Consider the following 18,097-nt stretch of genomic DNA (forward strand, 5'->3'; position numbering starts at 1 on the left):
TCAATTCCCTCCCAGCCGGTATAATACGTCATTCCATTTCAACTCTTTTTTCAGCTCATGTATTTCGGTATTGCGGGAAATAAAGATGCTTTCAATGCCTGCCATCTCAGCCCAGTCAAGCATCTGTTCAGCCGTAAGCCGGAAGGACATACAAGTATGATGGGCGCCTCCCGCCAAAATCCATGCTTCCGCAGCTGTTTTCAGCGATGGCTCCGGCTTCCACAGCACCCGCGCCACAGGAAGATTCGGCATATCATGATCAATCTCCCTGCCTTCCGCTTCATTCAGAATGAGACGGAATCGCCCGCCGATATCAATGATGCTGGCGATGATGGCTGAACCGCCGATTCCGTTAAAGACCAACCGGGCCGGATCTTCCTTCCCTCCGATTGAGAGAGGATGGACTTCGATTTTCGGCTGATCAAGGGCGATCGTCGGACATACTTCAAGCATATGTGATCCGAGAATCATCGCACGCCCCGGTTCAAAATGGTACGTATAATCTTCCATGAAGGAGGTTTGTTCTCCGTCCGCCATTATTTTCATCATTCGCACAAGGGCAGCCGTTTTCCAATCGCCTTCGCCGGCAAATCCGTACCCTTTTTCCATGAGACGCTGAACGGCAAGACCCGGAAGCTGCTTCATTCCGTGCAAAACTTCAAAGGAGGTCGAAAACGCTGTATATCCGCCCCGTTCGAGAAAGGCCGTTAATCCGAGTTCAATTTTCGCCTGTTCTTTAATGGAAGCAACTTTTGCTTCATCCCGTTTTGTTTCGCCGCTGATGACATACAATTTGTCGTATTCCTCATAAAGCGCCTCAATTTCTGCGTCGGTGACGTTGTTCATCACCTCGGTAAGATCGCCGATTCCGTACCCGTCAACCTGCCAGCCGAATTGGATGTGGGCGCCGACTTTGTCTCCGTCAGTAACCGCCACATTCCGCATATTGTCGCCGAACCGGGCTACTTTAATATTCCTGCTTTCATTCCAGGCGGCAGCAGTGTTCATCCATTGCGAAATGTCATGTTTGACTTCCTCATCATCCCAATAGCCTGCGATGACTTTTCTCGTCTGCCCCATTCTTGACTGGATATACCCGTATTCCCGGTCTCCGTGAGCGGATTGGTTGCTGTTCATAAAGTCCATATCAATCGTTTCCCACGGGATGTCGCGATGATACTGGGTATGAAGATGAAGCATCGGCTTTTGAAAAGCGGAAAGACCTTCAATCCACATTTTCGCAGGGGAAAATGTATGCATCCATGTCACGACCCCGGCACAGTTTTCTTGATACTGCGCTTCCCGCAAAACCTCTCTGATCGTTTCAGATGACGTGACAACCGGTTTATGCCTGATCTTGTATCTTGATGACACCCCGCTGAGGCCGTCACATATTCCCTTTGCGTGTTTATCGACAAGCTGCAGCGTTTCCTCTCCGTATAAGTGCTGGCTTCCCGTTACAAACCAAAATTCATATTCTTTGTTCTGAAGCACATTCATTTCCCCTTCCCATCAAAATAAAGCGCTTGCATTTTTAAAAAATATACGTACGAATATAAACAACAAAACTTTTATCCTTTTATTTGTACGAACAATTTTATTATAGTTAAGGAGGAATCAAACTGTCAATCTTTTATTGCAAGTAAAAAAGCCGGACACACATGCCCGGCTGATCAATTAATAGGAAGGCCAGCCTGAACTCCAATCGATATCATTGATGAGCATCTTCGGAATTCCGCTGTTTTCGGCATCATACGCATGACGCACTAAAATATTCCCGTTCACAATGTCTTGACCGCCCGGGCCTTTCCAGCGGTCATTGCCGGAGTCAAGAATCGTCCCTCCGCCTTCTGACATGCTTTTCCCGCTTTTATCGAGATATGGGCCGGTGATGCTTTTGGATCTTCCATAAGCGATTTTGTACGTACTATTCACGCCTGAACAGCATTTATCAAACGACACCATTAAGTAATAGTAGCCGTTCTGGTAGGTGATGGCCGGCGCTTCCAAAGCTCCGCCGTTATTCGGTCTGGCAGCGATGGAATAAAGTGATCCCGTCGGTTTCATTGTATTTTTATCAAGCTTTGTCAGCTTAATGCCGCTCCAAAAAGAACCGAAGGCAAGCCAAGGGTTTCCATCTTTATCAATTGTCAGCTCCGGATCAATTGCATTGTAGTTATCGGCGCTTGTTGAACGGATGACGAGCCCTTCGTCCTTCCAGTTTCCCGAACTGAGGCTTGTAGATGATGCAAGACCGATCGCGGAGGTATTTTTGCCGAATGAAGAAACGGCATAATACAGCCAATACTTTCCGTTAAAATATTGAACATCGGGAGCCCATTGATTCAGCCCGTAATTCGGCACATAATTGCCCCACCATGACAGCGGGGAAGTAAAGATTGATTTCTGAACGGTCCATATGCCGCCGCTGCCCGCCTTTAAGACGCGAAGCCCCCTCTCCCCTTCCAAACCGGTTCCGAAAGCGTACCACGTGTTTCCTTCCTTCGCCATTGTCGGATCGTGAAGCAATTCATTTGATGCCCCCCAAAACGCGGCAGATGCCGGAGATGAAGACATCAGCAGCAGACCGGCTGTAACGGCTGCGCATGAAAAGCGGATCATGCGTCTGAATCTGTTTTTCATTTGTAAACCCTCCCTTTTTTTAAAGCGCTTTCAAAAACATGTTGTCAGATTTTTCTATGTCTTCTCTTATTGTAGACGCAGGGCTCATATTTGTACAGACAAAAAAAGAATCTGCTGTAAAAAGGCAGATTCTTCCGTATCTTTATTGATAAGTAATACGGTCAACCGTTTCCCGGTCTAATTTTTTAATCACTTCTGTGATCAATTTTACCGTATTCTCATAATCATCCCGATGCAAAATAGCGGCATGAGTGTGAATGTAGCGCGTCGCGATCGTAATGGACAGCGCCGGCACTCCGTTTGCGGTTAAATGAATGGAACCTGAATCCGTGCCCCCTCCGGCAATGGAATCGAATTGATACGGAATTCCCGCTTCTTCCGCCGTGTTCACGACAAGGTCGCGCAGCCCTTTGTGAGATACCATTGACGCGTCATACAGAATAATTTGCGGCCCTTCGCCGATTTTGCTTTGCGCCTCTTTTTCAGAAATTCCCGGTGTATCTCCGGCAATTCCGACATCCACACCGAACGCGATATCAGGCTGGATCGTATGTGCCGCTGTTTTCGCCCCGCGCAGCCCGACTTCTTCCTGAACCGTTCCGACCCCGTATACTTCATTCGGATGATCGCTGTTTTTCAGATTTTTTAATACATCGATGGCAATCGCGCAGCCGATACGGTTGTCCCATGCCTTCGCCAATAAATGTTTTTCATTGTTCATCACTGTAAATTCAAAATACGGCACAATCTGGTCACCCGGAAGAACGCCCCATTCCATTGCTTCTTCACGGCTGGACGCCCCGATATCGATGAACATCTCTTTAATATCGGCGGCTTTTTTTCTGGCGTCAGGAGGCAGAATGTGAGGCGGTTTCGAACCGATGATCCCCGTGATGTCCCCTTTTTTTGTCACGACGGTGACGCGCTGGGCCAGCATGACCTGAGACCACCATCCGCCGACGGTTTGAAAGCGGAGAAAGCCTTTATCAGTGATTTGTGTCACCATAAAACCGACTTCGTCTAAATGCCCTGAGATCATGATTTTCGGACCGTTTTCTTTGCCGGTTTTTTTGGCGATTAAGCTTCCCAGCCGGTCTGTTGTGACATCATCGGCAAATGGTTCTATGTATGATTTCATCACTTGTCTTACTTCTCTCTCATTTCCCGGTATCCCTTTTGCATCCGTTAACGCTTTCAGCATGGTGAGCGTTTCATCTAATTTTGTCATCAATAGACCTCCTTTTTTTCACTACCCTTCTTATTATACAAAACCAATGCTGAAGCATACGATTAATTCGCCTGAAAAACGGGTAAATGTTTTTATCTATTTCTTTTAAAAAAATGAAACCTTTTGTTTTGTTTTTCGTATTACATCAGATCATGACAAAGGTGAGGAGGTGCCTTCACACATATGGCCATTACAGTATTGAGGATTGTCTTGCTTGCACTTCTTATTTATTTTATTTACATGGGCGTCAAATTTTACGCAAACCCGAAAAGAAGGCTCAGACTGGCGCAATCAAAAGAGAATTTTTATTTTATTGACGAACAGAAAAACACGCGAAAAAATCTCCAGCTTACTTATAAAGGAGTGCTCTTTGAAGGAGAAAAGCATATCCCTTCCAAAGATCATCCGCTGTTTATTCATACGATATTTGTATGGACCGAAAATCCGGAAAAGCTGAACTGCTTTTCTGCAGGTGATTTTGAAGAAGTCGAAAAAAAGGTATTGGAGCGGTATCCGAATTGCAAGATTGATTGGGACCAGCCCATCAAAAAAGCGAAAAAAGCAGGCGAGCGATAAGCTCTCCTGCTTTTTATGTTTTATACACCAAATACATCAGCACAAGGGCGGCTTCAGTGAGAAAAAGCAGCGGCACCCCGTATAAAAAGGATTTGTGTTTCGTCTTATGCCTGAAGGTGCGCATGCCGATCCATACGCCGAGTGAGCCGAACATGGCGGCTGTGAGCCATATTCGTTTCTCTGATATTCTCCACCGGTGCGCCTTTGCTCTTCTTTTATCAGCGCCCATGATCCAAAAGCCGTATCCGTTTATCAATACGGCGTAAATGAAGAGAGCCATTGATTGTCACCCTTTACGTAAAAAAACCGCTCCCGGAAAGAGAGCGGCTTTTTCAACTTACTTGTCTAACTGAGCTTTAGCAGCATCAGCAAGCTGATTGAAAGCAGTAAGATCGTTTACAGCAAGATCAGCAAGCATTTTGCGGTTTACTTCGATGCCTGAAAGCTTAAGACCGTGCATTAAACGGCTGTAAGAAAGACCGTTCATACGTGCAGCAGCGTTGATACGAGTGATCCAAAGCTTACGGAAATCACGTTTTTTCTGACGGCGGTCACGGAATGCATAGTTTCCTGATTTCATGACCTGCTGGTTTGCTACTTTGTATAATGTATGTTTTGAACCGAAATAACCTTTTGCTAATTTAAGAACCTTTTTACGACGCTTACGTGTAACAGTTCCGCCTTTTACTCTTGGCATTAGATTTCCCTCCTAATTGTTCCTTGTCCGATTACTTGATGTTGGCAAGCTGTTGTTTAATGCGTTTGAAGTCTCCTGCGCTCACAATAGCACCCTTGCGAAGCTTACGCTTTTGCTTTTGGGATTTGTTGGCGAATAAGTGACTTGTGTATGCATGAGAACGTTTTAACTTCCCAGAACCTGTCTTTTTAAAACGTTTAGCAGATCCGCGGTGAGTTTTCATTTTTGGCATGGGATTTCCTCCTTATTGCTTTTCGTTTTTCGGCGCGAGCATTAAGAACATGCTGCGGCCGTCCATTTTTGGTTTTGTTTCGACTGTCGCAACTTCCGCACATGCTTCAGAGAAACGGTCCAATACACGCTGGCCGATTTCTTTATGAGTGATTGCGCGCCCTTTAAAGCGGATAGAAGCTTTCACTTTATCGCCTTTTTCAAGGAATTTAATCGCATTGCGCAATTTCGTGTTAAAGTCATGCTCATCGATCGTCGGACTTAATCTAACTTCTTTTAAGTTAATGATTTTTTGATTTTTGCGTGCTTCTTTGTCCTTTTTCTGCTGCTCGAATCTGAACTTACCGTAGTCCATGATGCGGCAGACAGGCGGTTTTGCATTTGCTGCAACTAACACAAGGTCAAGATTTGCGCGGCCGGCGATTTCAAGTGCTTCCTGACGGGACTTGATGCCGAGCTGATCGCCATTTTGTCCGATCAGACGAACTTCACGTGCACGGATACCCTCATTAACCAATTGATCTTTGCTAATAATGAGCCACCTCCATAGTTTCTTCGAATTGATTCACAACGCTTGTTGACTGCATTCTGCAGGCAAACAAAAAGTGCGGGCATGACAACACACCCACACTACGAACATCTGCATAAATAAAAATGTACGGTCAACCTGCCAACTACATGAATGTGTCAATCAGGTGAGAAGCGGGTGCCTCTGCTTGTGATTTATATTCAATTCAATAACTATTCTACACAATACCGGATCATTAGTCAAGAATGACTTCTCCGGATCAACTTTTTCATTTTAACACGATGCCGGGGCGAGCGCAAGGAAAAATGTGAAATTTCGTTCTTTGCCGCCCGCGGACGTGCCAACACAATAAAAAACCCGGATCTATACCCGGGTTTATCCTCCGATGAGCTGAACGAATACCGGAATGACCAGCACCGTCACCACTCCTACGACGACAACCGCGATACTTGCCATTGCCGCTTCTACTTCCCCCATCTCAATACCGACCGCAACACCGAGTGCGTGTCCGGATGTGCCGAGAGCCAGTCCCTTAGAGATTGGGTGTTTCACTTTAAACAATTTTAAGAATAGAGCGCCCAGAGCATAGACGATAACGGCGTTGAAAATAACGGCGAAAGCGGTGATGTCGGTGATGCCGCCGATTCCTTTTGACAGCGGAAGGGCAATTGCCGTTGTCGCCGCCTGCGGAAGCATGCTTTTCATAACGGCCGCGTCAAGATGAATGCCTTTTGCGATCAAATAGACAATCGTGACTGAGCAGATAGAGCCGACAATGATAGAAGACATGATCTGCCACCAGTATTTTTTCAGTTTGTCACGCTGTTTGTATAAAGGGATCGCAAAAGCGATCGTCGCGGGCTCCAGGAAGAATTTAATAATGTCTCCCCCGCTTTTATAATCTTCATATGAAAAACCGCCGAGCTTCAGAAAAAGGATTCCAAGCACCATCGCGACAAACAGCGGGGTGAAGAGGAAAAAGCCTCTCGTTTTTTTAAATAAATACGTGCCGATGCCAAAGGCCGCAAGTGAAACGACAATACCGAAATATGGACTCATCCGATTTCCCTCCTAATGCTGCACAAGTTCTTTTTCCTGATTGGAACGGCGCACCGTTTGTTTTTCAGGAGCTGCCTTCTGACGTTTTTGGCTGACAGACAAGATCAGCTGAGAAAAAAGGCCCGTCGCCCCTAACAGAATGATGGTAGCGAGTAAGATGACGAGTGCGATCTGCACGCCGTACTGCTGCATGACGCCAAGTGAATTCATCACGGAGATGCCCGACGGGACAAATAAAAATCCGATCAGTGACGTTAATGATGTTCCCAGCGTTTCTACTTGTTCAAGCTTAATCACTTTCAGGCATAAGAGGACAAATAATAACACCAAACCTACTACGGAAGCGGGTATAGGAATGGGGACAATCGCTGCAATCCCATTAGATATGAGCATAATTACGGCAAAAATAAATGCTTGTGTCAGAAATCCGTACACTTTTTTCGCACTCATTTTCTTCACCTCTTTCTCTTTGTTAGGTTCATTATAAAAGAGAAATCGCCTTTTAAAGCGCTTTCATAACAAACGGCTGAATATTCATTCTGAAATGCAAAAAACGGCTGCTGAAATGCAAAAGCCGCCTCATATAATATGAAGCAGCTTTTTTAAGTCCTTGGCGTATGTACGGCTGACGGGAATTTTAGAGCCGTCTTTTAAGATAAGATTGTACGTCGAATTAAACCACGGATGAATTTCCGTAATATGCTCCGTATTCACGATGAACGCGCGGTGCACTCTCAAGAAACCCGTATCAGGCAGTTTTTTCTCAATGACCGCCAAAGTTTCATGAACGGAATAAGACGCGGCAAACGTTTTAACGGAAACGTGTCCGTCCTCCATGCCGGCGAAAATAATGTCCTTCGTATCTAAAATGACAATAGATTCACCGGCTGATACAGCCAGTTTATGCGCTCCGGCTGCGGACGGCTGCTCTGAGACGGCTCCTGCCCTGTCCCGCTTCACTCTTTTAAACTTTCTGATCGTCTGGCGCACTCTTTCTTCATCAAAAGGCTTCGTTAAATAATCGAGCGCGTCGACTTCAAAGGCTTTTAAAGCAAATTGGTCATACGCCGTCGCAAAAACGACGGCCGGCGGATTTTTCATGTTTTTCAGCCGTTTGGCAATGTCAAATCCGTTTTCTCCTGACAAATCAACGTCCAAAAACAGCAGATCCGGTTTTTGATCCATCATACTGTCAAAAGCGGATTCAATATTTTCAGCTTCGTTTATGTCACTTACTTCATTCGTCCGTTTCAGCAAATAAGCTAATTCATCTCTTGCCAGCATTTCATCATCAACGATTAACACCTTCAGCATGTTCTTCTCCTTTAGTCATCAGTTTCAAAGGCAGCTCAAATGATACGTCCGTACCTTTGCCGGCCTCACTTTCCAATCGCAGGGCTGCTTTGGGGCCGAACAGCCCGATCAGCCGTTGATTTAAATTGTAAAGCGCGGTTCCCGTCCCTTCTTTAGACGGCAGCGGACGGTTTCCGAGCACGGACAGCAATTCCGGATCAATTCCCCGCCCGTTATCTCCAACCCGCATTAAAACCGACTGACCGGCGGATACCACGCTGACATTGACGGCACAGCTGTCCTGCTTTCTTGAAAATGCATGGCGGAGCGCATTTTCGACGAGAATCTGCAGCACAAAAGGAGGAATTTCGATGTCCTCCAAACCGCGTTCGATTTCAAGACTGATTTTATATTTCCCGGGAAAACGGGCCTGCTCCAATGATAAATACGCCTGCAGATGGTTCAGTTCTTTAGAAAGCGGGATGAGCAGCTGCCTTGCCCCCTGCAGATTGGAACGGAAATAGACGCTCAGCTGCAGCAGAAGCTTTCGGGTTTTTTCCACATCCGTACGGCAAAGAGCAGAAATCGTATTGATCGCATTAAACAGAAAATGCGGATTGACCTGTGCCTGAAGCGCCTTTATTTCTGCGTCTTTCAGCAATTTGCTCTGCAGTTCCGCCTCGCCGAGTTCAAGCTGGGTGGAAAACAGCATGGCGAGTCCTTCTGCAAGCTCTTCTTCAACCCGGCTTAAACCTGACGGGCTTTTAAAGTACATTTTCAACGTCCCGATCGTTTTGCCGTTTGACGTCAGCGGCAATACGATCGCCGCATGCAGCGGACAGGGATCGTGCGTGCATTCAATTTCTTCCTTCGATGTCGCTTTCATAATATGACCCGTTTTAATGACACGTTTTGACAATCCGGTGATCAGGCTTTCAGACGGAATATGATGGTCGGCACCCGCGCCGACGTGCGCCAAAATCTTTTCGTTATCCGTAAGCGATACCGCGTCCGTTCCTGTTTGCCTGTGAATGATGGCGGCGACGCTTTTGCATGAGCTTTCATTCAGCCCCTGGCGGAAAAACGGAAGCGTCTGGTCTGCAATCATCAGCACCCTGTGGGTTTCAAGGGCTCTCGCCCGTTCTTCCTTCCGGATAATCGACTGAATGATCGAAAGAAAAATAAAAGTCCCTGACCCGTTTACCAATATCATCGGGATGCCGATGATGCTCACAAGCGTCCAAGCATCAGAAAACGGCTTGGCCATCAAGAGGATGAGCAGCATTTGCAGCGATTCCATCCCGAGTCCGACAAGCGCGGCCACCCGCGGTGTCGGCATCGCATAGCGTTTTCTGAAATACCGTCCGATCCAGCCGGACAAAATGCCCGCTAAAACGGATGAGACGGCACAGCTGACTGCGGTCGCGCCGCCGAGTGATAAACGATGCAGGCCGGCCAGTATGCCGACGCCGATCCCCACATACGGGCCGCCTAAGAGTCCGCCGATTTCAACGCCCATAATTCTTGTATTGGCAATTGAACCGGACGGATTAATTTGAAACACCCAGTCATTATTCATGATTGTATTCCGCTGAATTTCTATTCCCGTATAGTTGCTGATGATACTGAACAGCGAGAAAATTGAAATCAGCACCGCTTTGCCTTTATAGCTCTCAGGCTGCTGGAGCGCCTGTCTGAACAATCTAGTATGAGCCAGAACAAATCCCAATATGACGATAATTCCGACTCTTTCCAGCATCATGATGATCAAATGCAGCATACTTTTCACCTGTTCTTTCAAATTTTATTTTATCACGTTTTAGAGCCTGAGACAGAATCTGACACAAACCTGCCTGTTTTTTTCAAATCATCTGAAAACAAATCTTTCACAGTCTATATATCTATTGTAGAATAAACGGGAGCCTTGCGGCAGAGAGTTTCAGAATATAACAAAGAGGAGAAGATCATGAAAGCCGTATTTTTTGATTTGGACGATACACTGTTATGGGATGAAAAAAGCGTCAGAACAACATTCAGGGAAACATGTTTACAAGCGGAAAAAAAATATGGCCTTGACCCGCATACATTTGAAGATGCGGTTCGGAAAGCGGCACGGGAATTGTATATGTCATACGAAACCTATCCTTATACGGTCATGATCGGCATTAATCCGTTTGAAGGATTGTGGGCGAATTTTTCCGAGCCGGTCAGCGAAGGATTTAAACAGCTGAATCGGATTGCCCCGGAATACAGACGAAACGCCTGGACGAACGGCTTAAAAAGCGTCGGTATAGACGATGCGGCTTACGGCGAATATTTGGCGGAGTTTTTCGCGGCGGAACGCAGACAGCGTCCGTACGTGTATGATGAAACGTTTGCGGTGCTTGATAAGCTGAAAGGTGTTTATGAATTGCTTCTGCTGACAAACGGCGATCCCAGCCTGCAGAAAGAAAAACTCGCCGGCGTTCCTGAGCTCGCGCCTTATTTTAATGAAATCGTCATCTCAGGCGCTTTCGGAAAAGGGAAACCCGACGCCTCCATATTCGAACATTGCCTCGGCCTCCTGAACCTGAAAAAAGAAGACGCCATTATGGTCGGAGATAACCTCAATACTGATATATTGGGAGCGAAACGGGCAGGCATTACGACAGTCTGGGTAAACCGGACGCAAAAGAAAAATGATACGGACATTGCGCCTGATTACGTGATCAGCGATCTTCACGAGCTGTTTGCGATTATAGAGAAACAAAAAGAAAGATAATGTTATACGCAAAAAAACCCCATTCTGAATGAACGGGGTTTTTGTATTTCCGGTTATTTTTTCGCTTCGGCTACAGCCTTTTTCACAAAATCGTCCAATGAGACGGTTTCTGATTTCTGCTCGCCGTATTTCCGGACGTTTACCGCGCCGTTTTCCGCTTCTTGGTCACCGACCACAAGCATGTACGGGATTTTTTGCATTTGCGCTTCACGGATTTTATAGCCGATTTTTTCGTCCCGGCTGTCAAGCTCGACACGCAGGCCTTCGCGCTGCAGGCGCTCCTGCACTTTTTTCGCATAGTCAAGATGCACGGACGGTGATACAGGAATGACTTGGAATTGCACCGGCGCAAGCCATGTCGGAAGGGCGCCTTTGTGCTCTTCGATTAAGAAAGCAACGAAACGCTCCATCGTTGACACGACGCCGCGGTGAATAACGACAGGGCGGTGCTGTTTGCCGTCTTCTCCGACGTAAGTGAGATCAAAGCGTTCCGGAAGAAGGAAGTCAAGCTGTACAGTTGACAATGTCTCTTCTTTGCCGATCGCCGTTTTCACCTGCACGTCAAGTTTAGGGCCGTAAAACGCCGCTTCGCCTTCCGCTTCATAATAGTCGTGCCCCATCTCATCCATTGCCGCCTTCAGCATGGATTGCGCTTTGTTCCACATCTCATCATCATCAAAATATTTTTCCGTGTCTTCAGGATCGCGGTAAGACAGGCGGAATGTGTAATCATTCAGGCCGAAGTCTTCGTATACGTCTTGAATCAAACGGACCGTGCGGATGAATTCTTCTTTAATCTGATCAGGGCGGACGAAAATGTGCGCGTCATTTAACGTCATGCCGCGTACGCGCTGAAGACCTGAAAGCGCCCCGGACATTTCGTATCGGTGCATCGTTCCCAGCTCTGCAATCCGGATCGGAAGCTCGCGGTAGCTGTGAATGTCCTGCTTGTAAATCATCATATGGTGAGGACAGTTCATCGGACGGAGCACGAGTGTTTCATTGTCCATTTCCATCGGCGGGAACATCGTATCCTGATAATGATCCCAATGGCCCGATGTTTCGTACAGGTCTTTGCTTCCGAGAACAGGCGTATAGACGTGCTCATAACCGAGGCTCAGCTCTTTATCCACAATGTAGCGCTCGATCACGCGGCGGATGGTCGCGCCTTTCGGCAGCCAGAGCGGCAGACCTTGTCCGACTTTTTGAGAGTTGGCAAACAATTTTAATTCTTTGCCCAGTTTTCGGTGGTCGCGCTCTTTCGCTTCTTCAAGCATGCGCAAATGCTCTTTCAAGTCATCCTTTTTAAAGAAGGCCGTGCCGTAAATGCGCTGAAGCATTTGGTTTTTGCTGTCGCCGCGCCAGTATGCGCCCGCAAGGCTCAGCAGCTTAAATTCTTTAATTTTGCCTGTAGACGGCACGTGCACGCCGCGGCACAGGTCAAAAAATTCGCCCTGCTCATAAATGGAGACCGTTTCGTCTTCAGGGATGGCATCCAGCAGTTCAAGCTTCAGATTATCGCCGATTTCCGCAAACATGGCTTTTGCTTCATCACGGCTCACTTCTTTTCGGATAATCGGCAGATTTTCACCGACGATGCGTTTCATTTCTTTTTCAATCTTCGGAAGGTCATCCGGCGTCAGCGCCTGCTCCATTTCAATGTCATAATAGAACCCGTTTTCAATGACGGGGCCGACTCCGAATTTCACATCTTTATAAATGCGTTTAATCGCCTGGGCCAATAAATGCGCCGTGCTGTGCCGCATGATGTTCAAACCTTCTTCTGTGCCTTCTGTTATGATTTCTACGGCACCATCCTCTTGAATCGGCGTTCTTAAATCAATTTCCTGTCCGTTCAGTTTTCCGGCTAAAGACTTTTTCTTTAATCCCGGACTGATGGATGCCGCGATATCTTCTGTTGTTGTTCCTTTCGGAAATTCCTTTACCGCTCCGTCCGGAAATGTGATGTTGATCATATCTGACATCTTCGTCACTCCTTTTTTTATGCAAATCAAAAACCCCGCCCCCTATGAAAGGGACGAGGTTAAATAAACGGAATCGTGGTTCCACCCTTTTTTCCGCGCGGCCGATTGTTTCGGCACCTGCGGCTCTAAACTCTGTAACGGGAGTTCCCGTCAGCTATTACTGGCGCTTCTTCCGGCGTTCACAGCTGAAGTTCAAAGGCGGTAAAGACAATGATCCATAGCTGGAAAGCTTTCAGCCTGGGCTCTCCTCTCTTATAAAGCCGGTATCAATGCTTCATGTCCTTATCAATACGTGTAGCAATCATTAATCTTTTATGTATTATAAAATGTCTGCGAGAAAAATGCAACTCGGTTTTCCGTCTGATTTCGCACAGACAGCCCTGCCGCTTACGCAAGGCCGTCCGTACGGCTATCCTTCCGTCTTCTCGGCTGCAAACGCGCCCAGCGGAAAAAGGCGCACCCTCTCCTGAAACACGTTTTGAATCGTTCTGGACATCATATGCTCCGGTTTGTCCGTATACAGTTCTACCGTCTCAGGCGCAATGGAGATCAGCGGCGCAAGGAGATGGGAATCTATATACATCGGGTGCTCCCGCACAAACCGTCTGTCTATGTATTTTTTCTGTTCCCGTTCTGACAAATAGCGCAGCTCCCACAGCGTAAAAGCCCGGTCATGTACGATGCGGACTTTCTTCATCCGCGGCGGATTGGATGTCACATAATCTCTCAGAGACTGGATAAAGTTTTGATATTCCTGTTCCATCCGGTATTCATCTATCGCAGCCTCCGCGTATTCTCTGAGCCGCTCATAATACCTGCCGAGCCGGAACGTCTGAAACGAACGCACGGAAAAAACACCCGCATCAAGTGAAATCGTCCGGAGCGCATCTGAAATAAACTGTGTGCGCGGCTCTTTCTTCGGCTCGAACGGATGATCATCAAGCTCTCCTTCCATAATGCTGTGTGCAAGCTGAAGGATTTGCTGCTGTTCATCCTGATCGGTGAAGCAGTATGCATCCTCAATAAGCGAAAGCATATGCTCGTCTTCTTTGCATTCCAAAAAAAACCTGACAAGTATCGGCTCAATAAAGCGCTGAACGCAAAAAGCCGTTTCAGACCTTGCAATTCCGACTTTTTTTATGCCTTCACGGACAATAAAATGTCTCCGGTCGTCCGATTGCTGAATGAGATGTAAAAAAGCGGCGGTATCGTGGTCATCTTCAAAGATCACTTCAAGCATATTTGTCCCCCCTTACGGCATCTGTTACAAGTATATGGGGGATGTTTTTAAAATAGACGTAAAGGTTAGCTTTCACCGCCGAACAAATGGCGCACCTTCTTTTTAAATATAACGGGAAGCGATAAAAATACGATGTAAAGACAGATCACGCCGAGTACGGTCAGCACATTTCCGGACATAAAGCTCGCGCCGAGCACATTCAGGACGATCGTCCCCGGAATGATGCCCGCTGCGGTCGCCAAAAAATACGTCATCGGCCTGACTTTCGATAGGCCCGCGGCATAGCTGATCACATCAAAGTTAACAGGCAGAATGCGCAGGATAAAAATATAAAAGAAGCCATTGGTTTTCATCTGCTTTTGAATGGCTTCCATTTTTCCATGACGGCTTTTCTCATTAAAGGCAAACAGCCCCGCCGCAAAAAAAGACGCGGCGGCAGCGCCCATTGAGCCCGCCAGCGTATACATGGTGCCGAAAAGCGGGCCGAACGCCAATCCTCCGGCGACGGAAACGATTGATACGGGAAACAGCACAAAAGGCCTGACGATGGAAATTCCGATAAACACAAGCGGCGCAAAAACACCGAACGATAATACCCACAGCCGGATCTCCTTAGGCGACAGATTCAGATATTTGCGGTTTGCCCACAGCAAAAGGCCCGCTCCCGCCGCAGCCGCAGCCCAAGTGACAGCCTTCTTATTCCTCATTCCCTTCAAATCCTTCCCATTGGACGCCGGCATCATGAACGGCGGCGGTTTTCCCCGTCAAGACGGACGGGCGAAGCCAAATATAAAATCCGCTCCATCAGTCTTGCCGCTTTTACTTCTTCCTTTTCTCCCCGCTGTGAATACGTAAAATGATGCTTCAGCTCGTCAGGTGAGAAATTAGACGAGAAGAAAGTGGGAAGCTGCTGGCTCATTCTGTGCTGAAGCACGGTGCCGATGACTTCATCTCTGACCCAGCTTGTCATTGATTCCGCTCCGATGTCATCAAGCATCAGTACGGGCGTCGTTTTCACCATATTCAGTTTCGCCTCCAACGACTGATCCTGGAGCGAGTTTTTCAGCTCTCTGACAAATTCGGGAACATATACGATCATTGATGAATACTCTTTTTCCGCCAGTTCGTTAGCAATGGCGGCTAAAATAAATGTCTTTCCGATTCCGAATTTTCCGTACAGATACAGCCCTTTGCCTTTTCCCGTTTCATTATAGCTCTTCAGAAAATCCGTCACATGCTGGAAAATGCCGACTCTGCTCGGATCGGTAATGTCGATCTGCTGAAAGGTCGCGCCGAGAAGATCCTGCTGGATATACATGCTCTTCATCAGGGACTTTTGCCTTTTCTGGCGGTCGAGCTTTCTCTTTTCCGGACATTCGTAATATTCAATATCGATGGAACGCCCGTTGATCACAAGCTTCGGATGATAGCCTTCAAGCAGGCTGTTCGTCCGGCTGTCTTTCGAACAGAAGGCGCACTGTTTGCTTTGCTGAACAAATTCGTACAGTTTATTTAACCCTCTGTCAATCATGCTTTGATTGATTACATCTTTCTGTTCCTTCAAAAAAGCCTGGACGTCTTCGTCGGCCATGACTTGCTGCTGCATTCGTTCCAGGCGTTTTTGAAAGTCAGGTCTTTTCGTCACGCCTTCTAAGGATCGGCTGATCGGTTCCATTCAATATCACCCCGCTTCTCTGTCTCAATAGGCAGAGTATTTTTTCAGTTTTTTCATTTCTTCCATCATTTTTTTCTTCTGTTCTTCAAGATCCTGCGCGGAAAGAGCCGGCTGTTCTTGTTTCTTCCCGGTTTCTTCTTCTTTCATCCAATCAGGGCGCTTTTCTTCCCGGACGGTTTTTTTACCGCGCGCCGCGCCGTTTGTTTTGCCGTCCGCCCAATCAAGATATTGCCTGTGCTCTTCTATTGCGAGTTTCATTGCTTCCCGTACCGTTTTGACTTTCTTTCTGGCCCAGTGGGCGGCGATTTTTTGGATATAGTTTTTGGACAGCTTCATATCCGTTTTCAGCATGACATAATAAATCAGCACATTGGTGACGCCAGGCTCAAGCTTTTGTTCGAACATAATATCGGCAATAATCTGCAAGTCGGCTTTTGACGGCTCGGTCCCGTCCGCAATGTCCTGAAGAAGCTTTCTCGGTGATATGGTCTCAAGCTGTGCGATGAGTTCGCCGTTCAATGAATCGTCCTTTTCCGTCCGGTTTTCTCTCAAGGTGACAGGCTGTGTTTTATCAATCAGTTCCGGAAGCTTACCGCTTCTTTCAATTTGGTACCAGTCGCTGGCCGCTTTCCTCAGCGCTTCGGCCGTTATCGTATCCTGTTCATTAATTGCGGTCATGACGACGTGCTGCATGGAGATAGGATCTATTCCGTATAAATATGAAAGCTTTTTAATGCTCTCCCGCACGTCCTGCGTGATTGATTTACGCGGTATCATCGTTTCTGACAGTCCCGCCATGAAAAGCTCAAAATCAAATACTTCCTCCGTCACCGTATAGGAAGGCGCTTGTCCGACAGACGCCGTCTCATAGTCCTCGGGGAGCTTCATCGCCTCTTCCATATCAGGCGTCATTTTCCATTCACTCGGCTGAAAAGAGGCAAAAGCGTGATTAAACGGACGGGTAATTTCCCTTGCGCCCGCGCCGACGGAAGGGTGCGTGTAAAATTGTCTCAGCTGCTGGTATTTCGTTTTACCGACTCTGTTATAAAGAAAGACATTCAGCATGCCGTCTTCAAAAAAATCATTCGGTCTGAGCGGGGGCAGCAGCTCATAAATAAACATCCGCTCTTTCTGCTCGGACTCCCGGATATACACTTTCAGCAGCCCGATTCCTTCAAGCTTTCCCTGTTCATGATGAATCTTTTTTAAATTTGACTGCATCATGCCCATCAGCTGCCTGTGCGTGGATTCCGCTCCCCACAAGCGGTTCTGCTCAAGCTCCCCCCATAAGGTCATATAAAGGGAGAATGCAAAAGAACCGATCAGCGGCTGGTACAGATGTGTCAAAACCTGTCTGTCGACATCCTGAAGAAGCGAACGGCTTTTGACCGTATAAGGATCTACAGGTAATACGTCATTCCAATAGTCAGCCATGATTCTCAAACCTTCCGATATGTTTCTACTCTCATTTTACACCGTTTCTGCGATCTATCAAATGCCAATTTTGCTCATGAGAAAAGAGCCAGACACAATCTCTTAGCTCTCTCAGCGTTCTTTCTTTATTAAATCTTTCAATTCATCGATAAACACGTTTATATCCTTAAACTGCCGGTAGACGGAGGCAAAGCGGACATAAGACACCTCATCGATTTTCGCCAGACGGTCCATTACCATTTCTCCGACAAGTTCGCTTTTGACTTCAGATACACCTTGGTTTCTCAGCTCTTTTTCAATGTCAAAGCACATGTCTTCCAATGTTTTTAAAGGAACGGGCCTTTTTTCACAAGCTTTAATTAACCCGCGCAGCATTTTTTCACGGCTGAATTCTTCCCGGACGCCTTCTTTTTTCACGACGATCAGAGGCATCTCTTCAAACTTCTCAAATGTAGTGAAGCGGTAATGGCAGGCTTCGCATTCCCGCCTTCTGCGGATTGATTTCCCTTCGTCCGCAGGCCGTGAATCAAGTACGCGGGAACCGTTGTGCTGGCATGAAGGACATTTCAAATTGGATCAGCTCCCATCTGTTTCGTTGCTGTAATGCGGTTCGCAAGCTTCCGGTAAATGCCCGCCAACGTTTCTAGGATGAGCCTATTTGTTGGGAGAGCCGATAGACCGGCCTTATCTTTTCTATTTTACAAAAAAAATGCTTAAAGAAAAAGCAATGCTGTTTTTTTACATTA

The 18,097-nt window shown here is 47.0% G+C and carries 19 protein-coding genes and 1 other annotated feature; of the genes, 2 read left to right on the forward strand and 17 right to left on the reverse strand.

Translation table 11 applies throughout. The features are described from left to right. The 3 genes from araA to NYE36_RS14680 all read right to left on the reverse strand — a co-directional run bounded on the left by araA (position 1) and on the right by NYE36_RS14680 (position 3,871). Positions 1-1,494: an L-arabinose isomerase gene (gene araA / locus NYE36_RS14670; RefSeq protein WP_015240350.1), complete on the reverse strand. Its 1,494-nt coding sequence runs from the start codon at positions 1,492-1,494 to the stop codon at positions 1-3. Positions 1,495-1,677: 183 nt separating this feature from the next. Beyond that, complete coding sequence (locus NYE36_RS14675; RefSeq protein WP_064115668.1) at positions 1,678-2,643, reverse strand: glycoside hydrolase family 43 protein; 966 nt, start codon at positions 2,641-2,643, stop codon at positions 1,678-1,680. Positions 2,644-2,785: 142 nt separating this feature from the next. Then, on the reverse strand, positions 2,786-3,871 hold the full coding sequence (locus NYE36_RS14680) for a M42 family metallopeptidase (protein WP_007408096.1): 1,086 nt from the start codon (positions 3,869-3,871) through the stop codon (positions 2,786-2,788). A gap of 183 nt (positions 3,872-4,054) precedes the next feature. Here NYE36_RS14680 and NYE36_RS14685 point away from each other — a divergent pair, with 183 nt between their 5' ends. Beyond that, entirely contained in the window at positions 4,055-4,447 is a 393-nt protein-coding gene (locus tag NYE36_RS14685; RefSeq protein ID WP_265451127.1) for a sigma-w pathway protein ysdB, read from the forward strand. A gap of 13 nt (positions 4,448-4,460) precedes the next feature. Here NYE36_RS14685 and NYE36_RS14690 read toward each other — a convergent pair whose 3' ends face one another. The 8 genes from NYE36_RS14690 to NYE36_RS14725 form a co-directional block, all read right to left on the reverse strand. Next, positions 4,461-4,727, reverse strand: coding sequence for a DUF1294 domain-containing protein (locus NYE36_RS14690; protein WP_060562715.1), 267 nt, complete (start codon positions 4,725-4,727; stop codon positions 4,461-4,463). A gap of 57 nt (positions 4,728-4,784) precedes the next feature. Next, positions 4,785-5,144: a 50S ribosomal protein L20 gene (gene rplT, locus NYE36_RS14695; protein WP_003152495.1), complete on the reverse strand. Its 360-nt coding sequence runs from the start codon at positions 5,142-5,144 to the stop codon at positions 4,785-4,787. Positions 5,145-5,175: 31 nt separating this feature from the next. Continuing rightward, positions 5,176-5,376, reverse strand: a complete 201-nt coding sequence (rpmI, locus tag NYE36_RS14700; protein ID WP_003152493.1) for a 50S ribosomal protein L35 — start codon at positions 5,374-5,376, stop codon at positions 5,176-5,178. 12 nt (positions 5,377-5,388) lie between these two features. After that, entirely contained in the window at positions 5,389-5,910 is a 522-nt protein-coding gene (infC, locus tag NYE36_RS14705; protein WP_071543361.1) for a translation initiation factor IF-3, read from the reverse strand. A gap of 58 nt (positions 5,911-5,968) precedes the next feature. Next, positions 5,969-6,099 (reverse strand) — a sequence feature (ribosomal protein L20 leader region). Positions 6,100-6,279: 180 nt separating this feature from the next. Continuing rightward, positions 6,280-6,963: an antiholin-like protein LrgB gene (gene lrgB / locus NYE36_RS14710; RefSeq protein ID WP_007408093.1), complete on the reverse strand. Its 684-nt coding sequence runs from the start codon at positions 6,961-6,963 to the stop codon at positions 6,280-6,282. Between the two features lie 12 nt (positions 6,964-6,975). Further along, entirely contained in the window at positions 6,976-7,413 is a 438-nt protein-coding gene (gene lrgA / locus NYE36_RS14715; RefSeq protein WP_007408092.1) for an antiholin-like murein hydrolase modulator LrgA, read from the reverse strand. Between the two features lie 129 nt (positions 7,414-7,542). Continuing rightward, positions 7,543-8,277, reverse strand: coding sequence for a LytTR family transcriptional regulator DNA-binding domain-containing protein (locus NYE36_RS14720; RefSeq protein WP_007408091.1), 735 nt, complete (start codon positions 8,275-8,277; stop codon positions 7,543-7,545). Then, the gene (locus tag NYE36_RS14725) at positions 8,255-10,036 is read right to left on the reverse strand and encodes a sensor histidine kinase (RefSeq protein ID WP_007408090.1); all 1,782 of its coding nucleotides are present in this window, start codon (positions 10,034-10,036) and stop codon (positions 8,255-8,257) included. Before NYE36_RS14725 ends, NYE36_RS14720 begins: the two co-directional genes overlap by 23 nt. 186 nt (positions 10,037-10,222) lie before the next feature. On the opposite strand from NYE36_RS14725, the gene NYE36_RS14730 reads away from it, so the two are divergent. Continuing rightward, a complete protein-coding gene (locus tag NYE36_RS14730; protein WP_015240354.1) occupies positions 10,223-11,017 on the forward strand; it encodes an HAD family hydrolase in 795 nt (264 codons plus the stop codon). 53 nt (positions 11,018-11,070) lie between these two features. Here the strand turns inward: NYE36_RS14730 and thrS are convergent, their stop codons facing one another. The 6 genes from thrS to nrdR all read right to left on the reverse strand — a co-directional run bounded on the left by thrS (position 11,071) and on the right by nrdR (position 17,921). Next, on the reverse strand, positions 11,071-13,002 hold the full coding sequence (thrS, locus tag NYE36_RS14735) for a threonine--tRNA ligase (protein ID WP_043021587.1): 1,932 nt from the start codon (positions 13,000-13,002) through the stop codon (positions 11,071-11,073). A 409-nt stretch (positions 13,003-13,411) separates the two neighbouring features. Next, a complete protein-coding gene (gene ytxC, locus NYE36_RS14740; protein ID WP_015240356.1) occupies positions 13,412-14,242 on the reverse strand; it encodes a putative sporulation protein YtxC in 831 nt (276 codons plus the stop codon). A 65-nt stretch (positions 14,243-14,307) separates the two neighbouring features. Then, positions 14,308-14,949, reverse strand: a complete 642-nt coding sequence (locus NYE36_RS14745; RefSeq protein WP_265451126.1) for a TVP38/TMEM64 family protein — start codon at positions 14,947-14,949, stop codon at positions 14,308-14,310. Between the two features lie 32 nt (positions 14,950-14,981). Then, positions 14,982-15,917: a primosomal protein DnaI gene (dnaI, locus tag NYE36_RS14750; protein ID WP_012118157.1), complete on the reverse strand. Its 936-nt coding sequence runs from the start codon at positions 15,915-15,917 to the stop codon at positions 14,982-14,984. A 24-nt stretch (positions 15,918-15,941) separates the two neighbouring features. Beyond that, entirely contained in the window at positions 15,942-17,351 is a 1,410-nt protein-coding gene (locus NYE36_RS14755) for a replication initiation and membrane attachment family protein (protein WP_012118158.1), read from the reverse strand. Between the two features lie 111 nt (positions 17,352-17,462). Then, on the reverse strand, positions 17,463-17,921 hold the full coding sequence (nrdR, locus tag NYE36_RS14760) for a transcriptional regulator NrdR (RefSeq protein WP_003152473.1): 459 nt from the start codon (positions 17,919-17,921) through the stop codon (positions 17,463-17,465). Positions 17,922-18,097 lie beyond the last annotated feature (176 nt).

Source organism: Bacillus sp. FSL R5-0593 (assembly GCF_038603755.1).
GTDB lineage: Bacteria > Bacillota > Bacilli > Bacillales > Bacillaceae > Bacillus > Bacillus velezensis.

Bases quoted from the DNA above. Each gene is read 5' to 3' on its own strand.
- NYE36_RS14725 (WP_007408090.1), bottom strand. From the start codon at position 10,036: ATGCTGCATTTGATCATCATGATGCTGGAAAGAGTCGGAATTATCGTC.
- NYE36_RS14675 (WP_064115668.1), bottom strand. From the start codon at position 2,643: ATGAAAAACAGATTCAGACGCATGATCCGCTTTTCATGCGCAGCCGTT.
- rplT (WP_003152495.1), bottom strand. From the start codon at position 5,144: ATGCCAAGAGTAAAAGGCGGAACTGTTACACGTAAGCGTCGTAAAAAG.
- NYE36_RS14685 (WP_265451127.1), top strand. From the start codon at position 4,055: ATGGCCATTACAGTATTGAGGATTGTCTTGCTTGCACTTCTTATTTAT.
- dnaI (WP_012118157.1), bottom strand. From the start codon at position 15,917: ATGGAACCGATCAGCCGATCCTTAGAAGGCGTGACGAAAAGACCTGAC.
- rpmI (WP_003152493.1), bottom strand. From the start codon at position 5,376: ATGCCAAAAATGAAAACTCACCGCGGATCTGCTAAACGTTTTAAAAAG.
- NYE36_RS14745 (WP_265451126.1), bottom strand. From the start codon at position 14,949: ATGAGGAATAAGAAGGCTGTCACTTGGGCTGCGGCTGCGGCGGGAGCG.
- NYE36_RS14690 (WP_060562715.1), bottom strand. From the start codon at position 4,727: ATGGCTCTCTTCATTTACGCCGTATTGATAAACGGATACGGCTTTTGG.
- NYE36_RS14680 (WP_007408096.1), bottom strand. From the start codon at position 3,871: ATGACAAAATTAGATGAAACGCTCACCATGCTGAAAGCGTTAACGGAT.
- ytxC (WP_015240356.1), bottom strand. From the start codon at position 14,242: ATGCTTGAAGTGATCTTTGAAGATGACCACGATACCGCCGCTTTTTTA.
- NYE36_RS14730 (WP_015240354.1), top strand. From the start codon at position 10,223: ATGAAAGCCGTATTTTTTGATTTGGACGATACACTGTTATGGGATGAA.
- lrgA (WP_007408092.1), bottom strand. From the start codon at position 7,413: ATGAGTGCGAAAAAAGTGTACGGATTTCTGACACAAGCATTTATTTTT.
- thrS (WP_043021587.1), bottom strand. From the start codon at position 13,002: ATGTCAGATATGATCAACATCACATTTCCGGACGGAGCGGTAAAGGAA.
- NYE36_RS14720 (WP_007408091.1), bottom strand. From the start codon at position 8,277: ATGCTGAAGGTGTTAATCGTTGATGATGAAATGCTGGCAAGAGATGAA.
- lrgB (WP_007408093.1), bottom strand. From the start codon at position 6,963: ATGAGTCCATATTTCGGTATTGTCGTTTCACTTGCGGCCTTTGGCATC.
- NYE36_RS14755 (WP_012118158.1), bottom strand. From the start codon at position 17,351: ATGGCTGACTATTGGAATGACGTATTACCTGTAGATCCTTATACGGTC.